Raw genomic sequence first — 19,685 nt, forward strand, 5'->3', positions numbered from 1 at the left:
ATGGACCTCGCCGCGTTCCACGCGCTGGAGCCGCTGTGCTGGCGGGCCCCGAGCGCGCACAACACCCAGCCGTGGCGGCTGCGCTACGAGCGCTGGGCGATCACCGTCGGCTGGGATCCGGCCGACGCGCTGCCCGCGGGCGACCCGACCGGGCGGGACCTGCGGCTGTCGCTGGGCGCGTTCGTGGAGACCTGCCTCATCGTCGCCGCCGACGCGGGGCTGCGGCTGGACTGGGCCGCCGACCACGACGAGTCCGACCGGCGGGTGGGGCGACTGCGGCCGGGACGGCAGCCGTACCGGACGCCGTTCCGCACCGCCGACGTGTGGGACCGGCGTACCCACCGGGGCCGGTTCACCGGCGGCCCGGACGCCGACGTGGTCGCGGCCGTGGACGCGGTCGCCCGGCGGGCCGGTGGCGCGGTCCGCGTCGTGCCGGCGGCCGGGCGGCTGCGCGCGCTGCTGCGCACGGCCGACCGGCAGGTGTACGCCGACCCGGCGGTGGTCGCGGAGCTGCGCCGCTGGCTGCGCCTGGACCGGTCGGGCCCGCGCTACCGGACCGACGGGCTCAGTGACCGCTGCCTCGGGCTGGGCCGGGCGGCGGCCACCGGGCTGCGGGCGGCGCTCGCGGCGTACCCGGCGTTGCGCCCGCTGGGGCTGCCCCGGCTGCTCGCCGCCGCGAGCGGCGATCCGCTGGCGCAGGGCGGCACGGTGCTGGCGCTCGTCGCCCCGCCCGGTCTGGACGCGGCCGGCCAGGTCGAGTTCGGACGCGTGCTGATGCGGACGTGGCTGACGCTGCACACGGCCGGGCTGGCCGCGCACCCGCTCAGTCAGCTGATCGACGTGGCCGCCACGCGGGACGCGCTCGGGACGCTGCTTGACGTGGCGCCGGAGCGCGTCGTGCACGTGGTCCGGGTGGGCCGGCCGGCCGTGCCCGCGCCCCGTTCGGCCCGGCGAGTGGACCACGGATCGGGTCTGTTAGCGGTAACACCCCTTGACGCGGTGTCACTTCATCCATGAGAGTCCACGTTGGCTGATGTGTCGCCCGGTCGGGAGCCCTGGGCGCGTAGTGGCAGGGAATGCGGCGTCCGGGTGTGCGAAAAGGTCTGTTAGCGATAACAGCACCGTCGTGCACCCGGATCCGCCTCTGATGCGCGCGGTTGGGAGAAACCATGTCCGAAGTGACACGACGAAACGTCATCAAGGCCACAGCGGCGGGCGCCGGTGCCGCGTTGCTGCCGGCCGCCTGGAGCGCCGCCGCCCGGGCCGGCTCGGCGGCGCCCCCGCAGGTGCTGGCCGCGAACGACCTGGCGCTCTGGTACGACGAGCCGGCCGGCACCGACTGGCTGCGCGCCCTGCCGATCGGCAACGGGCGGCTCGGTGCGATGGTGTTCGGCAACGTCGACACCGAACGGCTCCAGCTCAACGAGGACACCGTCTGGGCCGGCGGCCCGTACGACTCGGCCAACACGCGGGGCGCGGCGAACCTGGCCGAGATCCGGCGTCGCGTCTTCGCCGACCAGTGGACCTCGGCCCAGGATCTGATCAACCAGACCATGATGGGCAGCCCGGGCGGTCAGCTCGCCTACCAGACCGTCGGGAACCTTCGGCTCGCCTTCGGGTCGGCGAGCGGGGCGAGCCAGTACAACCGGACGCTCGACCTCACCACCGCCACTGTCACCACCACGTACGTGTTGAACGGCGTACGGCACCAGCGGGAGGTGTTCGCCAGCGCGCCCGACCAGGTGATCGTGCTCCGGCTGACCGCCGACCGGGCGAACTCGATCACGTTCTCCGCCACCTTCGACAGCCCGCAGCGGACCACCGTGTCCAGCCCGGACGGCGCGACAGTCGCGCTCGACGGCATCTCCGGCTCGATGGAGGGGGTCAACGGCTCGGTGCGGTTCCTCGCGCTGGCCCACGCCGCCGTCACCGGTGGCACGGTGAGCAGTTCCGGCGGCACGCTCCGGGTGTCCGGCGCCACCAGCGTGACGGTCCTGATCTCGATCGGGTCCAGCTACGTCAACTACCGCACCGTCAACGGCGACTACCAGGGCATCGCGCGCAACCGGCTCAACGCCGCCAAGAGCGTCGACGTCGATCAGCTGCGTACCCGCCACCGCGCCGACTACCAGGCACTGTTCGGCCGGGTCACGATCGACCTGGGCCGCACCGCCGCCGCCGACCAGCCCACCGACGTACGGATCGCGCAGCACGCGAGCACGAACGATCCGCAGTTCGCCGCGCTGCTGTTCCAGTTCGGGCGGTACCTGCTGATCTCCTCGTCGCGGCCGGGCACCCAGCCGGCGAACCTCCAGGGCATCTGGAACGACTCGCTGACGCCGTCCTGGGACTCGAAGTACACGGTCAACGCCAACCTGCCGATGAACTACTGGCCGGCCGACACCACGAACCTGTCCGAGTGCTTCCTGCCGGTCTTCGACATGATCAAGGACCTCACGGTGACCGGCGCGCGGGTCGCCCAGGCGCAGTACGGCGCCGGCGGCTGGGTCACCCACCACAACACCGACGCCTGGCGGGGCGCGTCGGTCGTGGACGGCGCGTTCTGGGGCATGTGGCAGACCGGCGGCGCCTGGCTGAGTACGCTCATCTGGGACCACTACCTGTTCACCGGCGACCTCGGGTTCCTCCAGGCCAACTACCCGGCGCTCAAGGGCGCCGCCCAGTTCTTCCTCGACACCCTGGTCGCCCACCCGACGCTCGGCTACCTGGTGACGAACCCGTCGAACTCGCCGGAGCTGGCGCACCACGCCGACGCCAGCGTCTGCGCCGGCCCGACGATGGACAACCAGATCCTGCGCGACCTGTTCGACGCGGCGGCCCGGGCGAGCGAGGTGCTGGGCGTCGACACCACCTTCCGGTCCCAGGTACGCACCGCCAAGGACCGGCTGCCGCCGAGCCGCGTCGGCTCCCGCGGCAACGTGCAGGAGTGGCTGGCCGACTGGGTCGAGACCGAGCGCACCCACCGGCACGTCTCCCACCTGTACGGGCTGCACCCCGGCAACCAGATCACCAAGCGGGGCACCCCGTCGCTGTACGAGGCCGCCCGCAAGACGCTGGAGCTGCGCGGCGACGACGGGACCGGCTGGTCCCTGGCCTGGAAGATCAATTTCTGGGCCCGCCTGGAGGACGGCGCCCGCGCCCACAAGCTCCTGCGCGACCTGGTGCGCACCGACCGGCTCGCGCCGAACATGTTCGACCTGCACCCGCCGTTCCAGATCGACGGCAACTTCGGGGCCACCTCGGGCATCGCCGAGATGCTGCTGCACAGCCACACCGGCGAGCTGCACCTGCTGCCGGCGCTGCCCACCGCCTGGCCGGCCGGGCAGGTCGCGGGCCTGCGCGGCCGAGGTGGCTACACGGTGGGGCTGACCTGGAGCAGCGGCCAGGCCGACGAGATCACCGTCCGCGCCGACCGCGACGGCACGCTGCGCCTGCGGTCCCGGCTGTTCACCGGCACCTTCACCGTCGCCGACGTCACCGACGGCAGCACACCCGCCACCACCCGCCCGGAGTCCGACGTCGTCGCGCTCACCGTCCGCGCCGGGCACACCTACCGGGCGGCGCGGCCCGGCGTGACGCCGTCGCCGACGGCCACACCGACGTCCACGCCGTCACCCACGCCGACCCCGACGCCGACCCCGACCACCAGCTCGCCGGCGCCGTCCGGCGCGCGTGCCACGTACGCGATCACCGGCTCCTGGTCGGGCGGCTTCCAGGCCGAGGTCACGGTGACCGCCGGCGCCACCGCGATCCGCGGCTGGACGGTCTCCTGGACGTTCCCGAACGGCCAGGTGATCAACCAGATCTGGAGCGGCACGCACACCCAGAACGGCGCGAACGTGACGGTGCGCAACGTCGACTACAACGGCTCACTGCCGGCCGGCGGCTCCACCACGTTCGGCTTCATCGGCACGGCCGGCGGCACCAACAACCCACCGGCGAACATCACCTGTACGACCACCTGACCCGCGCGACGCGCCCCGCCGCGGCCACCCGGCCGGGGCGGGCGCACCGCCGGTCAGGCCAGCAGCGTCTCGCGCAGCCGCGCGCCCAGGTTCAGCTCGCCGACCACGCGGGGACCGGCCGGGTCGTACACGGCGATGCGGTGGTTGCGGCGCATCATCTCCCGTACCGCCGGCGGCAGCCGGGGCGGGTCGTCCATCGTCGCGAGCACCCGCGCACCGGTGCCCATCAGCCGTTCCACCAGCGTCGCGCTGTCGGTGTCCACACGCACCCGGCCGAACTCCCAGCCGGCGGTGGTCAGGTCGAGCACCTCGAACAGGCGCGTCACGAACGGCTGCGGGTCGGTCACCCGGTCCAGCCGGTCGGCCCGCCCGCCGACGACCGCCACGGCGGCGCTGACCTGCGCGTACGGGTGCAGCCCGCTGGGCAGCGCGCCGAGCGGCCAGCGTAGCGCCGGCCCGGCCTCCTTCCACAGGGGCCGGTAGTTGCGGCGGTGCACCAGCAGCCGCCGCCCGGTGCGCCGGAACACCTCCTGCGCCTGGGCGAGCAGGTCGGCGTGCGCCTGGTCGGCGGCCTCGCAGACGATCCCGGCGGCCACCACGAGACCGTCGTCATCGGACAGCAGCCGAGTGATCGCGTCGGCCTGCTCCGGGAACCGGAGGCGGGCGTGCGCCCCGTAGGACTGCCGGACGTCCCGCAGCAGCTCCTGCTGACGCGTGGGGTCCAGTTCGACCCGTCCGCCACCGAGCAACCGCTGGAGCCAACCCATCGCGCCTCGCTTCCGTCGCCGTCTGCGGACCGGGCAATGCTAGTTCGTCGGCCGATGCTCGTATGGTGACGGGGTGACCGATCGATCCCTGACCCTGATGGCGGTGCACGCGCACCCCGACGACGAGGCGACGAGCACCGGCGGCGTCCTGGCGCGCTACGCGGCCGAGGGCGTCACCACAGTGCTCGTGACGTGCACCGACGGGGGGTGCGGCGACGGTCCCGGCGGGAACAAGCCGGGCGACCCCGGGCACGACCCCAAGGCCGTGGTGGACATGCGCCGCGCCGAGCTGGCCGCCAGCTGCGAGGCGCTGAAGGTCACGCACCTGGAGACGCTCGACTACGGCGACTCCGGGATGATGGGCTGGGCGACGAACGACGCGCCCGGCGCGTTCTGGAACACGCCGGTGGCCGAGGCGGCCGGCCGGCTGGCCGAGCTGATCCGGCGCTACCGCCCCGACGTGGTGGTCACCTACGACGAGAACGGCTTCTACGGCCACCCGGACCACATCCAGGCCCACCGGATCACCATGGCCGCGGTCGAGCAGACCGGCATCCCGGCCAAGGTCTACTGGACCACCGTGCCACGCAGCGCGTTCCAGCAGTTCGGCACCGTCATGCGGGAGATCGGGGTGGAGTTCCCCGAGCCGGAGGCGACCGACGAGATGCCGGCGCTGGGCCTGCCGGACGACGAGATCACCACCTGGGTCGACACCCGCGCCTACGGCGGGCAGAAGTTCGCCTCGCTCGCCGCGCACGCCAGCCAGGCGGAGAACATCTTCTTCCTGCGTCTGGGGCAGGAGCGGTTCACCGAGCTGATGGGCATGGAGACGTTCGTGCGGGTGCGGGACACCACCGGCGCGGCCACACCCGAGGACGACCTGTTCGCCGGGTTGCGCTGACCGGTCGCGGGCCCGCTCCGGGGAGGTCATCGACTCACGTCGAGACGGTCTGCGCGGCCAGGTGATCGAGCACGGCGCGGACGTCCCCGTCGGTCTCGGCCATGATCCGTCGTTGCCGGGTGGCGCCGGTGCCGTCCCGGCGCACCCGGTCCAGCTCGCACCGGACCAGGTCCAGGTCACCGTGGCGGGTCAGCGCGGGTGTGACGGTGACGAACAGGTCGTCGACGAGGTCCCAGGCGGGCCGGGGCCGCCCGGTGCGCAGGTCGACGAGCCGGCCGTCCACACCGTCGTGCGCGGCCCGCCAGTGCGCGGCGGCGACCAGGCAGTCCCGGATGCGTGGCGCGGGCACGCCCGCGCGGACGTCGTCGATCAGCGTGGCCACGAGCGCCCGGACCAGCCCGGCGACCAGCACCGTGTCGTCGACTGTGGGGCACACGTCGCCGACGCGGACCTCCACAGTGGGGTACGACGCGGACGGGCGGGCGTACCAGTAGACCATCGCGGCGTCGAGCATGATCCCGGCGGTGATCAGGTCCGCCACCGTGGCGTCGTAGTCGGCGGCGGAGTCGAAGTGCGGCGTCGGCCCGATGCTCGGCCACCGTTCCAGCTGCATCGAACGCCAGCTCGCGTGCCCGGTGTCCCGCCCGTCGTGCAGCGGCGAGTTGGCGGTGAGCGCCTGCACCACCGGCAGCCACGGGCGCAGGTGGTTGCAGACCTGCACGGCCAGTTCCCGGTCCGGCACGCCGACGTGCACGTGGCAGCCGCAGACCGCCGGGTCGTGGGCCACCGGGCCGAACCGGCGGGACATGTCGTGGTAGCGCTGCTCGTCGGGCACCGTGCGGTGGGCCTCGCAGACCGGCGTGGCGCCGACCGCGACCAGCCGCGCCCCGGCCGCGTCGGCCGCCCGGGCCGCCGCCCGCCGCAGCGTGACCAGGTGCTCCCGCAGCTCCCCGAGGTCCGGGCTGACGGGCGTCACCATCTCCACCATGCTGTGCCGGAACTCCTGCCGGCTCTGCTCGCGGGCGGTGCCGGAGAGCGCGCCGCGCACCCGGTCGGCGACCGGCATGCTCTCGCCGGTGGCCGGATCCAGCAGCAGGAACTCCTCTTCCACCCCGAGGGTCAGGACGGTGGGGATCTGCGGGGTGGTGGTGGCGGTGGTGGTGGTGGGCCGCGGCCTCACCGACGGCTCCACCGGCACGGAACGGTCGGCGTGTCGTCGTGAGGCGGAGTCATGTCTCGACGGTACGAGGGCGGAGGCCGGCCCGAGGCCGTTTCCGCCGACCACCGCCCCCGCGGGTGGCGGGGGCGGTGACGGTCCGGCTCAGCAGTCGAAGTAGAGCGCGAACTCGTGCGGCGTGGGCCGCAGCCGGACCGGGTCGACCTCGTTGGCGTTCTTCCAGTCGACCCAGGTGGAGATCAGGTCGCCGGTGAACACCCCGCCGTCGAGCAGGTAGTCGTGGTCGGCCTCCAGCGCCGCCAGCGCCTCGGGCAGCGAACCGGGCACCTGCTTGACGTCGCCCCACTCCTCCGGCGGCAGGTCGTACAGGTCCTTGTCGATCGGCGCCGGCGGCTCGATCTTGTTCTTGATGCCGTCGAGGCCGGCCATGAGCATCGCGGAGAAGGCCAGATAGGGGTTGCTGGACGGGTCGGGGACGCGGAACTCGACGCGCTTGGCCTTGGGGTTGCTGCCGGTCACCGGGATGCGGGTGCAGGCGGAGCGGTTGCGCTGGGAGTAGACCAGGTTGACCGGGGCCTCGAAGCCGGGCACCAGGCGGCGGTAGGAGTTGATGGTGGGGTTGGTGAAGGCCAGCAGCGACGGGGCGTGGTGCAGGAGGCCGCCGATGTACCAGCGGGCGGTGTCGGACAGGCCGGCGTAGCCGGTCTCGTCGTAGAACAGCGGCTCGCCGCCGCGCCAGAGGCTCTGGTGGGTGTGCATGCCGGAGCCGTTGTCACCGAACAGCGGCTTGGGCATGAACGTGGCGGTCTTGCCGTGCGCCCATGCCTCGTTCTTGATCAGATACTTGAAGAGCTGGAGCTCGTCCGCCGAGTGCAGCAGCGTGGAGAACTTGTAGTTGATCTCCGACTGGCCGCCCGTGCCCACCTCGTGGTGCGAACGCTCGACGGTGAAACCGGCGTCCACCATCCGGCGGACCATGCTGTCGCGCAGGTCGGCGTAGTGGTCCACCGGCGGCACCGGGAAGTAGCCGCCCTTGTAGGCGGTCTTGTAACCCCGGTTGCCGCCCTCCTCGATCCGGCCGCTGTTCCAGGCGCCCTCGATCGAGTCGATGTAGTAGAACGACTGGTGCGCGGAGGTCTCGTGGCGGATGGAGTCGAAGATGTAGAACTCCGCCTCCGCCCCGAAGTAGGCGGTGTCCGCGATCCCGCTCGCCGCCAGATACGCCTCGGCCTTCTTCGCCACGTTGCGCGGGTCGCGGGAGTACGCCTCCCGGGTGAACGGGTCGTGGACGAAGAAGTTCAGCGCCAGCGTCTTCTGCGTGCGGAACGGGTCGATGAAAGCCGTCGACACGTCCGGCAGCAGCAGCATGTCCGACTCGTGGATCGACTGGAAGCCGCGGATCGAGGACCCGTCGAAGGCGAGACCGTCGGTGAACACGCTGTCGTCGAACGACTCGACCGGCAGGTTGAAGTGCTGCATCACGCCGGGCAGGTCACAGAAACGTACGTCGACGAACTTCACGTCCTCGTCGGTGAGGTATCGCAGGAGTTCCTCGGAATTGGCGAACACACGTCCTCCTGGCAGGCGTCGTTGATCCTGGCCACGTCCCGTGGCCGGACCGCCCGGGGACATGGCCCGTACCGCCACCGTACGACGGCTCGCCGTGCCCGGCTCGGCAACCGCCCATCCGGGTTTCCTTCGCCACATGCCGGGTAGTCGCCGTACCCGGCGGACCGCCCGGGAGACGACGCGGCGGGAGGTTGGCATGGTGAGTGCTCCGCGACTGACCGGTGGGCGCTGAGATGTGCGGGATCAGCGGTGAGGCCAGGTTCGACGGGGCCACCCCCGACACCGACGCGGTGAACCGGATGACCGCGGCCATGCGCGCACGCGGGCCGGACGGCGAGGGCGCGTGGAGCGACGGCTGGATCACCCTCGGGCACCGCCGGCTCACCGTGATCGACCTGTCCGAGGCCGGCGCCCAGCCGATGGTCCGCGACGACCTCGGCCTGGCCCTGGTCTTCAACGGCTGCGTCTACAACTACCCGGAGCTGCGCGACGAGCTGCGCGCCGCCGGGCACACGTTCCACAGCACCAGCGACACCGAGGTGATCCTGGTGGCGTACGCGCAGTGGGGGGAGCGGTTCGTCGACCACCTGGTCGGCATGTTCGCGGTGGCGCTGGTGGACCGGCGGCGCCGCCGCCTCGTGCTGGCCCGCGACCGGCTCGGCATCAAGCCGCTCTATCTCGCCGAGTCGCCCGGCCGGCTCCGGTTCGCCTCCACGCTGCCGGCGCTGCTGGCCGGCGGCGACGTGGACACCGGCATCGACCCGGTCGCGCTGCACCACTACCTGTCCTGGCACTCGATCGTGCCAGCGCCGCGCACGCTCCTGCGCGGGATCCGCAAGCTGCCCCCGGCCACCGTCCGGGTGGTCGAGGCCGACGGGCGCAGCCGCGAGCGCGTCTACTGGCGGCCCGAGTACCGGCGCGACCCCTCCCACGACGGCATGGACGCCGCCGACTGGCGGGCCGCCGTCGGCGACGCGCTGCGCACCGCCGTACGCCGCCGGCTGGTCGCGGACGTGCCGGTGGGGGTGCTGCTCTCCGGCGGCCTGGACTCCAGCATGATCGTGGCGCTGCTGGACGACGCCGGACAGCACCACCTCCAGACGTTCAGCATCGGCTTCGACAGCCGCGGCGACGAGAGCGGCGACGAGTTCCACTACTCCGACCTGGTGGCCCGCACGTTCGGCACCGACCACCACCGCATCCGGCTCGCCGACGACGATCTCGGCCCGGCCGTACGCGCCACAGTGGCGGCCATGACCGAACCGATGGGCAGCCACGACGTGGTGGCGTTCCACCTGCTCTCCGAGCAGGTCGCCCGGCACGTGAAGGTGGCGCAGTCGGGTCAGGGCGCCGACGAGGTGTTCGCCGGCTACGGCTACCACCACCGGCTGGCCGCCTCGGCCCGCGAGGACGCGGCGGCCGAGTTCACCGCCGCGTTCTTCGACCGCGACCACGCCGAGCTGACCGAGGTGGTGGAACCGGCGTACGCCTGCGACGGTGACGCCAGCGGCGAGCTGGTCGCCGCGGACCTGGCCGCGCCCGGCGCGCAGACCGCCGTGGACGCGGTGCTGCGCCTGGACACCCACCTGATGCTGCCCGACGACCCGGTCAAGCGGGTGGACAGCATGAGCATGGCGTGGGGCCTGGAGGTGCGCACGCCCTTCCTCGACCAGGACCTGATCACGCTCGCCGCGGCGTGCCCGCCCGAGCACAAGCTGGCGCAGGGCGGCAAGGGCGTGCTCAAGGAGGTGGCCCGGGAGGTGCTGCCGGCCGAGGTCATCGACCGGCCCAAGGGCTACTTCCCGGTGCCGGCGCTGCGCAACGTCGACGGTCCCGTGCGAGAGTTGGTGGTCGAGGCGCTGGGTGCGCCCGAGGCACGCCGGCGGGGGCTGTTCCGCCGGGCGTACGTCGACGAGCTGCTGGCCGAGCCGGACCGGGCCCAGGCCGCCGCCGGCAGCAACAAGCTGTGGCAACTGGGCCTGCTGGAGCTGTGGTTGCAGACGCACGGCGTGAGCTGAGCGGGGCGGGAGGAGCACGATGAAGTTCGTCATCGAGAGCGAGGCCGACGGCAGTGTGGGATTCACCGTCGTCGGCGGCGACGGTCAGGTGCTCGCCACCGGGGCGCCCTGCCCGGACAAGGGCTCGGCGCTCGCCGTGGTCGGCGAGCTGATGCACGGGCTGGGCGACGCCTGCCTGGAGGACCGGACCGAGGCGACCGCCGGGCCGGTGGCCGGCACCCGGACCGAGATCGGCGACGACATGTCGGACATCGGCCGCTCCGGCATCCCGCCGGTCTGACCGCGGCACGTCCCGCCCGGCCCGCGAGCGGGTCGGAACGGGACGGTGCGCTCACTGCTCGTCGTCGAGTACCTCCGTGTGGCCGTCGCGGGTGACTGTGGGCGGCAGGTGCTCGTCCGGCTGGGGCGCCTCGGCGAGCGTGTGGTGCGGGTCGCCGTCGGGCGAGAACAGCACCCGATCGGTCTTGCGGGTCTTCTCCTGCTCCTCCTCCGGCTCCGTCACCGCGTTCTCCCTCCGCTCACCGGCGCCCCGGGCAGGCCGCCTCTCGTCCCACGCTAAGCGCCGGACGGACGCCGGGAGCGGGTTTCCGCGCGACGGCCCCGCGGTCACCCACCGGGGCGGTACGGCCGCCGGGTGAGGCTCGCGTACGCCATCGTGGTCAGCGTGACGATGTCGAACACCGGCACACCCAGCCGCGCCTGGATCCGGTGGGCGAACGGCACCAGGTCGGTGCACTCGACGACCAGCGCACCCAGTTCCGGATGCGCGCGGGACAGCGCGTCGACCCGCTCGTCCACCTCGGCCGCGAGCCGCTCGACGTCGAGGGCGTCGCGCCGGCCCTCCAGCATCACCTCGCGGAACTCCGGCTGCCCGGCCATGCCGGTGACCGCCACCGGGACGTCGGCCGCGCCGATCGCGGCCAGGTGGCGCGAGGTCAGCGCCGCCTCGTCGGCGACCAGCAGCCCGACCGTGCGACCGACCATCCGGTGCACCATCGGCAGTTGCACCAGGCTCGACGACCACAGCGGGACGCGCACCGCGGCGGCGAGTTCGGCCTGGAACAGCACGAGGAACCCGCACGCGCCGGTGATCCCGGCGACCCCGGCCGCCTCCAGGTCGCGGGCCGCGTCGACGAACGGCTGCAGCAGCGTCGGGTCGGCCTCGCGGACCAGCCGCTGCGGGGTCGCGCCCTGCACCACCCGGTAACGCACCGGGAAGTCGAACGTGTCCGGATTACGGATGTGCCCGGGGATCTTGTCGAAACTGGTGTCGAGGCAGAGCACCCCGATCTCCGGCCGATCGCTCACGAGATCCCCCTCTGGAAGCGGTCCAGGGCGAACGTGTCCAGCGGTAGGTCCGGCTCGGCGCCGGAGACGAGCTGGGCGAGCAGCTGCCCGCCGGCCGGGGCCAGGCCCATCCCGATGTGCCCGTGCCCGGTGGCCACGCTGACGTTGTCGTAGCCGCCGGCCCGCCCGATCAACGGCAGGCTGTCCGGGGTGCACGGACGCAGCCCGCTCCACACGTCGAGGCGCCGGCCGGTGTCCAGCGCCGGCAGGTACCGCCGCGCGGTGTGCAGGATCCCGTCGACGCGGCGTGGTGAGATCGACGCGTCCAGCCCGGACAGCTCCAGCGTGCCGCCGACGCGTACCCGGTCACCCAGCGGCATCACCGCGACCTTGCCCTCGCTGAGCAGCACCGGCCGGGTCGGCGTGCCCGGGCCGGCGGGCAGCGTGACGGTGTAGCCCTTCGCCGGTTGCAGCGTCAGCCCGACGCCGAGCATCCGGGCGCAGGCCGCCGACCACACCCCGGCGGCGATCACCACCTCGGCCGGGCGCAGCTCGCCCCGAGCCGTCCGCACCGCGCGTACCCGCCGCCCGGTCACCTCGAAGTCGCGTACCTCCGCGCCGGTGACGATGTCCACGCCCCGGGCCCGCAGCGCCCGCGCGAGCGCCACCAGGAACGCCGGGATGCGCAGCGCGGCGCCCTCCTCGTTGAGCAGCGTCCCGGCCACCGCGAAGTCGACACCGGGTTCCAGCCGGGCCAGCTCGGCCCGGTCCAGCTCCCGCAGCGGCACGCCGCGCGCGGTCGCCGCCGGGATCGTCCGGCGCGCCTTCGCGTACCCCTGCTCGGTGTGGCAGGCGAGGATCATGCCGCGTTCGGTGAGCGTCCCGGCCAGCTCGTCCTCGGCGCAGATCTCGCGCAGCAGCGCGAGGCTGCGCTGCTTGAGCGCGAGCAGCGTCTCGAACCCGGCGCGGGCGTGCCGTTCGGTGCAGTGCCGGCGGAAGTGCCACAGCCAGGCCAGCAGCGCGCCGTCGAGCCGGGGCCGGACCGCGAACGGGCTCTCCGGGCTGAACAGCCAGCGGATCCCGGTGGCCGGCACCCCCGGCTCGGCCAGCGGCGCCGAGCCCTGGGTGCCGACGAAACCGGTGTTCCCGGCCGAGCAGGCCGCCGGGTCGCCGACCTCGCCCCGGTCCACCACAGTCACGGTGTGCCCGGCGCGGCGCAGGAACCAGGCGCAGCACAGGCCCACCACGCCCGCGCCGACGACCAGCACGTCGGGGTCGGTACGGGCCGGCGTCGTCATCCGTCGCCGCCGGTCAGAGCGTGACGACGAAGAAGCAGGTGGGCAGGTTCACCACGACCCGCTCCCAGATCTCGGCGCGCAGCGCCACCCCGGGTTCGGCGAACGTGCCCGGCGGCGGCTCGGCGAACCCGATCGTGGACCGGCCGGCGTCGAACAGCAGCGCGCCGTGGCCGAAGTCCCCGACGATCGCGGTGCCCGGGTCGACCAGCCGGGTACGCACGATGAACACGCCGTTGTCCTCCACGTCGCGCATCAGCGAGCCGCTGCCCAGCAGCCGGTAGTAGTCGGCCGGGTTGATGATCAGCCCGTCGGCGGTGCTGCCCATCTGCTCGACCTCGTTGCACGCGGCCAGGACGGTGGACGCGAACGGCCCCGGGTCGGTGAGCCGGCCCAGGTCCGGCATGGTCAGCAGCCCGCCCTCGCCGCGCAGGATGGTGTGGTTCTCCGCGGTGGCCAGCCGCACCACCAGCCGGTAGTCGATGAACTGGGCGAAGCTGACCGGGTCCTCCCACAGCGTGTCCGGCACCTGCACCCACGCGGTGGTGGTGAGCAGCGGCGGGATGGGGGAGCGGTGGAAGTGGTTCGCCGCCTCCCGGCGCAGGTCCGCGCCGTCCACCGCCGGGTCGTCCGGCCGGGGCGGGCTCTCGTGCCAGTAGTAGTCCTGCGGATCCCGGGACAGGTCCACCACCTTGAGCATGTTCCGCGAGGGGTAGCGGGGCTTGCGCCGGGAACTGGTCAGCGAGTCGGTGATCGTCACGTCGTAGTCGACGCTCGTGTCGAAACCGTCCTTGGCGAACGCCTCGACGAACGTCGCGCCGGGCGACATCTGCGTCTTCCGTTCGGCGACCACCTCGGCGATCGTCCGCTTCACGGTGTCGGTGCGCTGTGACATCTGCTGTCCCCTTCCTCAGGCCGGCTTGCGGGCGACGAACATGCCCCAGCCGAACTCGCCCCTGTCGATCGCCGCCTGGATCTCGTCGCACGAGTCGGCGAAGCCGAGGATCCAGGTCCGCGCCGTGTCGTCCGCCGTCGTCTCCGCGCGCTCCCGGGCGGTGCGGCCCAGCACCCGGTACGTCTGCCTGATGTGCGCGTCGAGACTGCGCGCGATCACGTCCACGAACCCGGCCTCCGCCAGTGCCCGGCGGTAGCCGTCGAGCGAGTAGCCGTCGTTCCAGCGCACCCGGTCGTAGACGTGCCTGCGGGCCGCCTCGCCGATCCGCTCGGTGGGCTGGAGGAAGTCGGACACCGCGAGCACCCCGCCGGGGGCGAGCACCCGGAACATCTCGGCGTGGCTGCGCGGCTTGTCCGGCACCAGGAACAGCGCGTCCTGGCTGACCACGTGCGTGAACGTGCTGTCGTCGTACGGCAGGGCGGTGGCCGAGCCGTGCCGGAACGACACGGGAAGCGAGGCGCCCCGCTCGGCGCGCCGCTGCTCGGCGAAGCGCACCCGCTCGATGCTCAGGTCCAGCCCTTCACCCCGGCACCCGGTGCGGCCGGCCAGGCGCAGCAGGAAGTTGCCGCAGCCGCAGCCCACGTCGAGCACGTTCGCCGAGGCGTCGATCCCGGCGTCGGCGGCGAGGATGTCGGAGGTCCGGTCGGCCGCCGCGTGGTAGTCGGAGTCGTCCTCCCCGGTGAAGTAGCCGGTGTGCAGCACGCCCTCGCTGTCCCAGAAACTGAGGTACGTCTGCGTGGTCTGGTCGAAGAACTCGGAGACGTCCCGCTCGGTGAACCGGCTGGTCGTGGACATGGGCACTCCCTTGTGCGGCGGTCGGTGGGTCAGGCGTAGGTGTCCTTGCGGACGCCGGTGAGGTGGGGCAGGTCGGGGCCGGTCGCGGCGGCGCCGCCGTCGATCAGGTGCACCCCGGCGGTCACGTACGACGCCCGCTCGCCGGCCAGGAACGCGGCCACCGCGGCGACCTCCTCGGGCCGGGCCAGCCGGCCGACGGCGCTGTGGTGACCCATCGCGGACAGCCGCGCCTCGACGTCGCCGTCCGCGCCCGCGAGCCGGGCCGCAGCGCGTTCCATCGGCGGCGTACGCACCCCGCCGGGCGCGAGCACGTTGACGGTGATGCCGTCGCGGCCCACGTCGACGGCGAGGCCCTGGGCGAACCGGACCAGCGCCGCCCGGGTCACCCCGGACAGCACGAGCGGTCCGATCGGCACGCAGGCGGTCTCCGAGGCCACCAGCAGCAGCCGGCCCCAGCCCGCGGCGCGCATGTGCGGCAGCGCGGCCAGCGACACCGCTACCGCCGGCAGCAGCACCCGGTCGACGGCCGCCCGATAGTCGTCGGCGCCGAACCCGGTGGCGGTGCCGACCGGCGGGCTGCCGCCGCTGACCAGCAGCACGTCCGCGCCGCCCAGCTCGGCGGCTACCCGGTCCACCCAGCGGGCGGCGGCCTCGGTGTCGGTGAGGTCCACGCCGGTCGCGCTGACCCGGCCGGAGGCCACCGCCGTCAGCTCCCGTTCGGCGACGGCCAGCCGCTGCGGGTCACGCCCGCAGACCGCCACGTGCGCGCCCTCCGCGGCGAACTCCTTCGCGCAGGCCAGCCCGATGCCGCTGGTGCCGCCGGCGACGAGCGCCACCCGGCCCTTGAGCCCCAGATCCACGTCCTCACCTCTCCGTCTCGCCGACGCGGGCCGCCGCGCCGGGGTACGCCGGGTCGCCGTCCGGCCCGCCGGACCGGTAGCCGTACCGGGTGGACAGCGGCCAGGCCAGCGCCGCCACGGCCAGCCGCTGCCGGCCGGTCAGCGTGCGCCGCCACCCGTCGTCGCGGTCGCGGATCACGGTCGGGCCGGTCCGGAACCGGTCCGGGTTGCCGGTGACCGTGTGGTTGCCGCGCAGCTCGACGGTCCGGTCCCGCACCGGGTTGGCCGCCGGGTCGACACCCACCAGCTTCAGCAGGGCGCCGATCGTGCCGGCCGGGTCGGCGGTGAAGTCCTCGTAGCGCAGGAACGCCGACCGGCCCGGATACCGCCGGTTGATCGCCGCCGACGCGAGGTTGAACCCGTGCCAGTAAGCGGTGCTGCGCGCCGCGGACATCGCGTAGACGTACTCCTTCGGCTCCCGCCACGAGTGCGCCACCGCGCGCGGGTCGCGCACCAGGTGCAGCCAGTACGCCTCGACGCCCGGCACGTGCGGCAGCAACGCCGACTCGCCGGGGATCTTGGTGCTGTCCACGATCACCCGGGCGCCGGTGCGCGCGGCCACCTCCCGGTAGACCGCGCCGAGCAGGTCCGCGTGCGCCCGGGTGTCCGCGTCGTACGCGCCCCGGCGCAGCACCCGCCACGTGTGCCGGGTCCGCAGCCGCGCCCGTTGCCGCCGGATCACCTCGGCGGCGTGCGCGTCCGCCGACATCCCGGCCGGACGACCCAGCGGCAGCACCGCCGACCACAGCGGACAGCCGGTCAGCGCGGCGCCGCACCCGCACCTGTCGTTCACCCCGCGCCCGGTCGAGTTCTTCCACAGGAAGTGCAGCTCACCGACGTGCACCACACCGGGCGCCTCACCGAGGACGTTGCCGATGATGGTGCTGCCGTTACGGCACCAGCCGTTGACGCTCAGGACGGTCACCGGTGCGCTCATGCCGCGCGTACCTCCGCCGGAGCCGGCGCGACCGCGGGCCGGCCGATGCGCAGCGCCATCGCGGCGGCGACGGCCGCGCCGGCCGCGCCCGCGACGAACACCGCCGGATAGCCCAGACCGGCCGCGACCAGGCCGGTCGCCGGCCCCCACACCGCCAGCCCGAGATCCCAGAACGAGGTGTACGCCCCGATCGCCGCACCCTGCCGCGCCGGGTCGGTGCGGTTCATCACCATCAGCGCCAGCGACGGGTGCAGCAGGGAGAACCCGACGCCCATCACCACGCTGCCCGCCACCGCGACCGGCAGGTTCGGCGCGACCGCGATGATCAGCAGACCGGCCGCCTCGCCCACCCCGCACCAGGTGGCCACGCGGCGGGGGCCGAGCCGGTCGGGCAGGTGCCCGATGACCAGGCGGGTGCCGGCGTACACGGCGCTGAAGACGCTCAGCACCACCACGCCGTGGCCGATGCCCCGGGCGTCCAGGTGCAGTACGACGAACGCGGCCAGGCCCGCGTACCCGGCGGCGCCGAAGGTGAGCGCGATGCCGGGCAGCAGCGCCGGGCGCAGCAGCAGCCCACCGCCCTTGGCCGCCGGTGCGGTACGCGCCGGCGTGGGCACCAGCGCGACGAGCGCCGCGCCGACCGCCGGGGCGACCGCGCTGAGCACCCACACCGCCGCGTATCCGGCCTGCTGCACGGTGGCGCCGAGGAACGTGCCGGCGGAGATGCCGCCCCACATGCTCACCCCGTACAGGCCGATGAGCTGGCCCCGCCGCTCGTGCGGGGCGAGCTGCACGATCCACACCGCACCGGCGGTGAACAGTGCCGCCTCACCGGCGCCGAGCAGGAGCCGGACCGCCACCAGCGCGGGCACGCCCAGCGGCGCCAGGTAGAGCAGGCCGCCGCCGGCCACCACGAGCGCCCCGGCCAGCATCACCGTCCGGTGGCCGTGCCGGTCGGCGAGCGCGCCCGCGACCGGCCGGACCAGCAGCGCGGTCACCGCGGTCACCGTGACCGCCACGCCGACTGTCAGGTCACCGGCGTCGTGCCGCTCCCGCAGGAAGCCGGGCAGCACCGGGATCACCGCGGTCAGCCCGAGGTAGCCGGTGAACAGCCCGCCGAGCAGGCCGGCGAGCGCGAGCCGGGGCAGGGGCCGAGCCGGGGTCTGTGCGCCGGTCACGACCCGACCAGCGCGGTCTCACGGGCGGCGGCCACCTTGCGGACCGCGCGGACCAGGTCGTCGCAGTCCTCGGGCGTGAGGTTGGACGACAGCGGCACGTCGACGGTCTCGGTCAGCAGCCGTGCGGTGCGCGGCAGCGTCGCGCGGATCTCGCCCGGGTCGGCGCTGTCGTACAGGAACCGCCAGTTCCAGAACGCCCGGACGTTGAGGTCGTCGTCCGCGCCGATGTTGCGGGCGTCGATCCCCTCGGCCCGCAGCGCGCGGGCGAACCAGCCCGCGTCGCCGCCCGGCACGCGGAACACGAACGCCTCCCCGAGGTACGCCCCGGGCGCGACCGGCCGCCGGACCGCGATGCCGGGCAGCCCGGCCAGGGCGGCGCTGACGTGCGCGTAGTTGCGGTGGAACAGCGCCAGCCGCTGCGGCAGCCGGGTCAGCTCGGCGCGCAGCAGGGCCGCCCGGATCTCGTCCATCCGCAGGCTCAGCAGCGGCAGGTCCAGGCCGGTCAGCGGCGGCTCGCCGTGCGGGAAGTGCCGCCGCAGCCGCCCCTCGTACGCCCCGGACAGCGCCACCGCCCGCGCGAACAGCGTGCTGTCGTCGGTGATCAGGAAACCGCCCTCGCCGCAGTTGAGTGCCTTGTCGGACTGGGTGCTGAACGCCCCGGCGGCCCCGAACGTGCCGAGCTTGCGGCCGTTGAGTTCGGCGCCGAGCGCGGGCACCGCGTCCTCGATGAGCGGCACGCCCATCTCGGCGGCGAACGCGGACAGCGCCTCGACGTCGGCGGCGAAGCCGCGCATGTGCACGACCATGACGGCGCGGATCTCGGGCCGCCAGCGGCGGCGCAGGTCGTCGAGGTCCATCCGCAGGTCGTCGTCGACCTCGACCAGGAATGGCCGGCAACCGGCCAGCACAATGGCGCTGGGGGTGGCGACGAAAGTGAATCCGGGGCAGGCCACCAATGAGCCCGGCGGCACTCCGGCACCCATCAGGGCGAGCGCCAGCGCGGCGGTCCCGCTGGAAACGGCGAGCGCGTGCCGGGTGCCGAAATAACGACACAGGTCGTCCTCGAACCGCCCACATTCGGTTTCGTTTGGTGGGCGGTGGTCGTATCGGAAGTAGAGGTGACTGCGGACGGCGCGAATAGCGGCGTCCTCGTCTTCGGTGTGCACGAAGACCGCACCCTTGTCGTACGTCGGCCAGGGCGTGCCCCGCACCGGCTGGCCGCCGTGCAGGGCGAGCTGTTCGGGCAGCTCAGAGCCGTTCTGCACCGGCCTCGGCGGGCTCGGTGCGGGAGCGTCGTTGTTCCCGTCCACCGGCGGACTCCTCGGGCGAGCGGCGACAATTCCTAGCGACTCGATAGGATTAACCGGGCGTGCGCCGGGCATGGTCGCCCGGCGGAATCGCAGTCCCGGCGCGATCCCGTCGAGGGGTAAGAAATGCCACCAGATCCGACATCGTTGGTACGTCGATCCAGCGAGAGTAATGATTGTCGTCGATCCCGTACTCGTCAACAGATAGACGTGAATATGTTCCGGCGTCGGTCCGTGCCGACAGTGGACTATGCGGAATTGTCGCTGCCGCCCCGCTGATCCATCGGCACGCCGGCGCCCCGGTGTCTCCGGTGTCTCCTGCCGCCGAACGTCGACGTCGCCTCGCCGCATCGCCCCGCCGCCCGGAACGCTCGTCGGCGTCGGGCCGGCGCCTCCTCGCGCCGGACCCTGCTCGCGTCGGGCGTTGCCGGGGCGGCCTTGGCTGCCCCAGGGCCGGCTGCCCCGAGGTCGGCTGCCTCGGACCTCGTTGCGTCGACCTTGGCTACCTCAGGCCCGGCTGCCTCGGATCTGGCTGCATCGGGCCTGGCCGTGTCCAGCCTTGGCGCGCGCCGGGCCTGGCCGCGCCCGGCCTGCCGCGCGGGGATGCCGTCACT

The 19,685-nt window shown here is 73.5% G+C and carries 17 protein-coding genes; 5 read left to right on the top strand and 12 right to left on the bottom strand.

Annotated elements, in window-relative coordinates:
- On the top strand, window positions 1–1,017 hold the full coding sequence (locus M8C11_RS06740; protein ID WP_252448813.1) for a nitroreductase: 1,017 nt from the start codon (window positions 1–3) through the stop codon (window positions 1,015–1,017).
- Between the two features lie 152 nt (window positions 1,018–1,169).
- On the top strand, window positions 1,170–3,986 hold the full coding sequence (locus M8C11_RS06745) for a glycoside hydrolase N-terminal domain-containing protein (protein WP_252448814.1): 2,817 nt from the start codon (window positions 1,170–1,172) through the stop codon (window positions 3,984–3,986).
- A gap of 53 nt (window positions 3,987–4,039) precedes the next feature.
- On the opposite strand, the gene M8C11_RS06750 is transcribed toward M8C11_RS06745, so the two are convergent.
- Window positions 4,040–4,753, bottom strand: a complete 714-nt coding sequence (locus M8C11_RS06750) for a hypothetical protein (protein WP_047894629.1) — start codon at window positions 4,751–4,753, stop codon at window positions 4,040–4,042.
- A gap of 73 nt (window positions 4,754–4,826) precedes the next feature.
- Between M8C11_RS06750 and M8C11_RS06755 the strand changes: the two genes are divergently transcribed.
- Window positions 4,827–5,654, top strand: coding sequence for a PIG-L family deacetylase (locus tag M8C11_RS06755; protein WP_252448815.1), 828 nt, complete (start codon window positions 4,827–4,829; stop codon window positions 5,652–5,654).
- A 34-nt stretch (window positions 5,655–5,688) separates the two neighbouring features.
- On the opposite strand, the gene M8C11_RS06760 is transcribed toward M8C11_RS06755, so the two are convergent.
- Window positions 5,689–6,834 (bottom strand): glutamate--cysteine ligase, encoded by a 1,146-nt coding sequence (locus M8C11_RS06760; RefSeq protein ID WP_252448816.1) that lies wholly within the window; start codon window positions 6,832–6,834, stop codon window positions 5,689–5,691.
- A 141-nt stretch (window positions 6,835–6,975) separates the two neighbouring features.
- Window positions 6,976–8,400 (bottom strand): type I glutamate--ammonia ligase, encoded by a 1,425-nt coding sequence (gene glnA, locus M8C11_RS06765; protein WP_252448818.1) that lies wholly within the window; start codon window positions 8,398–8,400, stop codon window positions 6,976–6,978.
- Between the two features lie 233 nt (window positions 8,401–8,633).
- Between glnA and M8C11_RS06770 the strand changes: the two genes are divergently transcribed.
- Window positions 8,634–10,418 carry an N-acetylglutaminylglutamine amidotransferase gene (locus M8C11_RS06770; protein WP_252449009.1) on the top strand — a complete coding sequence of 595 codons (1,785 nt, stop codon included), beginning with the start codon at window positions 8,634–8,636 and terminating at the stop codon, window positions 10,416–10,418.
- Window positions 10,419–10,437: 19 nt separating this feature from the next.
- Window positions 10,438–10,698 carry a hypothetical protein gene (locus M8C11_RS06775; protein WP_252448820.1) on the top strand — a complete coding sequence of 87 codons (261 nt, stop codon included), beginning with the start codon at window positions 10,438–10,440 and terminating at the stop codon, window positions 10,696–10,698.
- A 51-nt stretch (window positions 10,699–10,749) separates the two neighbouring features.
- Here the strand turns inward: M8C11_RS06775 and M8C11_RS06780 are convergent, their stop codons facing one another.
- The 9 genes from M8C11_RS06780 to M8C11_RS06820 form a co-directional block, all read right to left on the bottom strand.
- Window positions 10,750–10,920 (bottom strand): hypothetical protein, encoded by a 171-nt coding sequence (locus M8C11_RS06780; protein WP_162959107.1) that lies wholly within the window; start codon window positions 10,918–10,920, stop codon window positions 10,750–10,752.
- Window positions 10,921–11,024: 104 nt separating this feature from the next.
- Window positions 11,025–11,726 carry an aspartate/glutamate racemase family protein gene (locus M8C11_RS06785; protein WP_252448821.1) on the bottom strand — a complete coding sequence of 234 codons (702 nt, stop codon included), beginning with the start codon at window positions 11,724–11,726 and terminating at the stop codon, window positions 11,025–11,027.
- Window positions 11,723–13,003, bottom strand: coding sequence for an FAD-binding oxidoreductase (locus tag M8C11_RS06790; protein ID WP_252448823.1), 1,281 nt, complete (start codon window positions 13,001–13,003; stop codon window positions 11,723–11,725). Before M8C11_RS06790 ends, M8C11_RS06785 begins: the two co-directional genes overlap by 4 nt.
- Window positions 13,004–13,016: 13 nt before the next feature.
- Entirely contained in the window at window positions 13,017–13,895 is an 879-nt protein-coding gene (locus tag M8C11_RS06795; RefSeq protein WP_120570291.1) for a family 3 encapsulin nanocompartment shell protein, read from the bottom strand.
- Window positions 13,896–13,910: 15 nt separating this feature from the next.
- The gene (locus tag M8C11_RS06800) at window positions 13,911–14,750 is read right to left on the bottom strand and encodes a methyltransferase domain-containing protein (RefSeq protein WP_252448825.1); all 840 of its coding nucleotides are present in this window, start codon (window positions 14,748–14,750) and stop codon (window positions 13,911–13,913) included.
- A gap of 29 nt (window positions 14,751–14,779) precedes the next feature.
- Window positions 14,780–15,610 carry an SDR family NAD(P)-dependent oxidoreductase gene (locus M8C11_RS06805; RefSeq protein ID WP_252448827.1) on the bottom strand — a complete coding sequence of 277 codons (831 nt, stop codon included), beginning with the start codon at window positions 15,608–15,610 and terminating at the stop codon, window positions 14,780–14,782.
- 4 nt (window positions 15,611–15,614) lie between these two features.
- On the bottom strand, window positions 15,615–16,586 hold the full coding sequence (locus M8C11_RS06810; protein WP_252448828.1) for a sulfotransferase: 972 nt from the start codon (window positions 16,584–16,586) through the stop codon (window positions 15,615–15,617).
- Window positions 16,583–17,764 (bottom strand): MFS transporter, encoded by a 1,182-nt coding sequence (locus tag M8C11_RS06815; RefSeq protein ID WP_252448830.1) that lies wholly within the window; start codon window positions 17,762–17,764, stop codon window positions 16,583–16,585. The genes M8C11_RS06810 and M8C11_RS06815 overlap by 4 nt, the downstream gene beginning before the upstream one ends.
- Window positions 17,761–19,074, bottom strand: a complete 1,314-nt coding sequence (locus M8C11_RS06820; RefSeq protein WP_252448832.1) for a DegT/DnrJ/EryC1/StrS aminotransferase family protein — start codon at window positions 19,072–19,074, stop codon at window positions 17,761–17,763. The genes M8C11_RS06815 and M8C11_RS06820 overlap by 4 nt, the downstream gene beginning before the upstream one ends.
- Window positions 19,075–19,685: the final 611 nt, after the last annotated feature.

The organism is Micromonospora sp. CPM1 (assembly GCF_023896895.1).
GTDB classification, from domain to species: Bacteria; Actinomycetota; Actinomycetes; order Mycobacteriales; family Micromonosporaceae; genus Micromonospora; species Micromonospora tulbaghiae.

Coding starts and splice junctions, on each gene's coding strand:
- M8C11_RS06750 (WP_047894629.1), bottom strand. CDS start 4,753: ATGGGTTGGCTCCAGCGGTTGCTCGGTGGCGGACGGGTCGAACTGGAC.
- M8C11_RS06790 (WP_252448823.1), bottom strand. CDS start 13,003: ATGACGACGCCGGCCCGTACCGACCCCGACGTGCTGGTCGTCGGCGCG.
- M8C11_RS06740 (WP_252448813.1), top strand. CDS start 1: ATGGACCTCGCCGCGTTCCACGCGCTGGAGCCGCTGTGCTGGCGGGCC.
- M8C11_RS06800 (WP_252448825.1), bottom strand. CDS start 14,750: ATGTCCACGACCAGCCGGTTCACCGAGCGGGACGTCTCCGAGTTCTTC.
- M8C11_RS06810 (WP_252448828.1), bottom strand. CDS start 16,586: ATGAGCGCACCGGTGACCGTCCTGAGCGTCAACGGCTGGTGCCGTAAC.
- M8C11_RS06775 (WP_252448820.1), top strand. CDS start 10,438: ATGAAGTTCGTCATCGAGAGCGAGGCCGACGGCAGTGTGGGATTCACC.
- M8C11_RS06770 (WP_252449009.1), top strand. CDS start 8,634: ATGTGCGGGATCAGCGGTGAGGCCAGGTTCGACGGGGCCACCCCCGAC.
- M8C11_RS06745 (WP_252448814.1), top strand. CDS start 1,170: ATGTCCGAAGTGACACGACGAAACGTCATCAAGGCCACAGCGGCGGGC.
- M8C11_RS06795 (WP_120570291.1), bottom strand. CDS start 13,895: ATGTCACAGCGCACCGACACCGTGAAGCGGACGATCGCCGAGGTGGTC.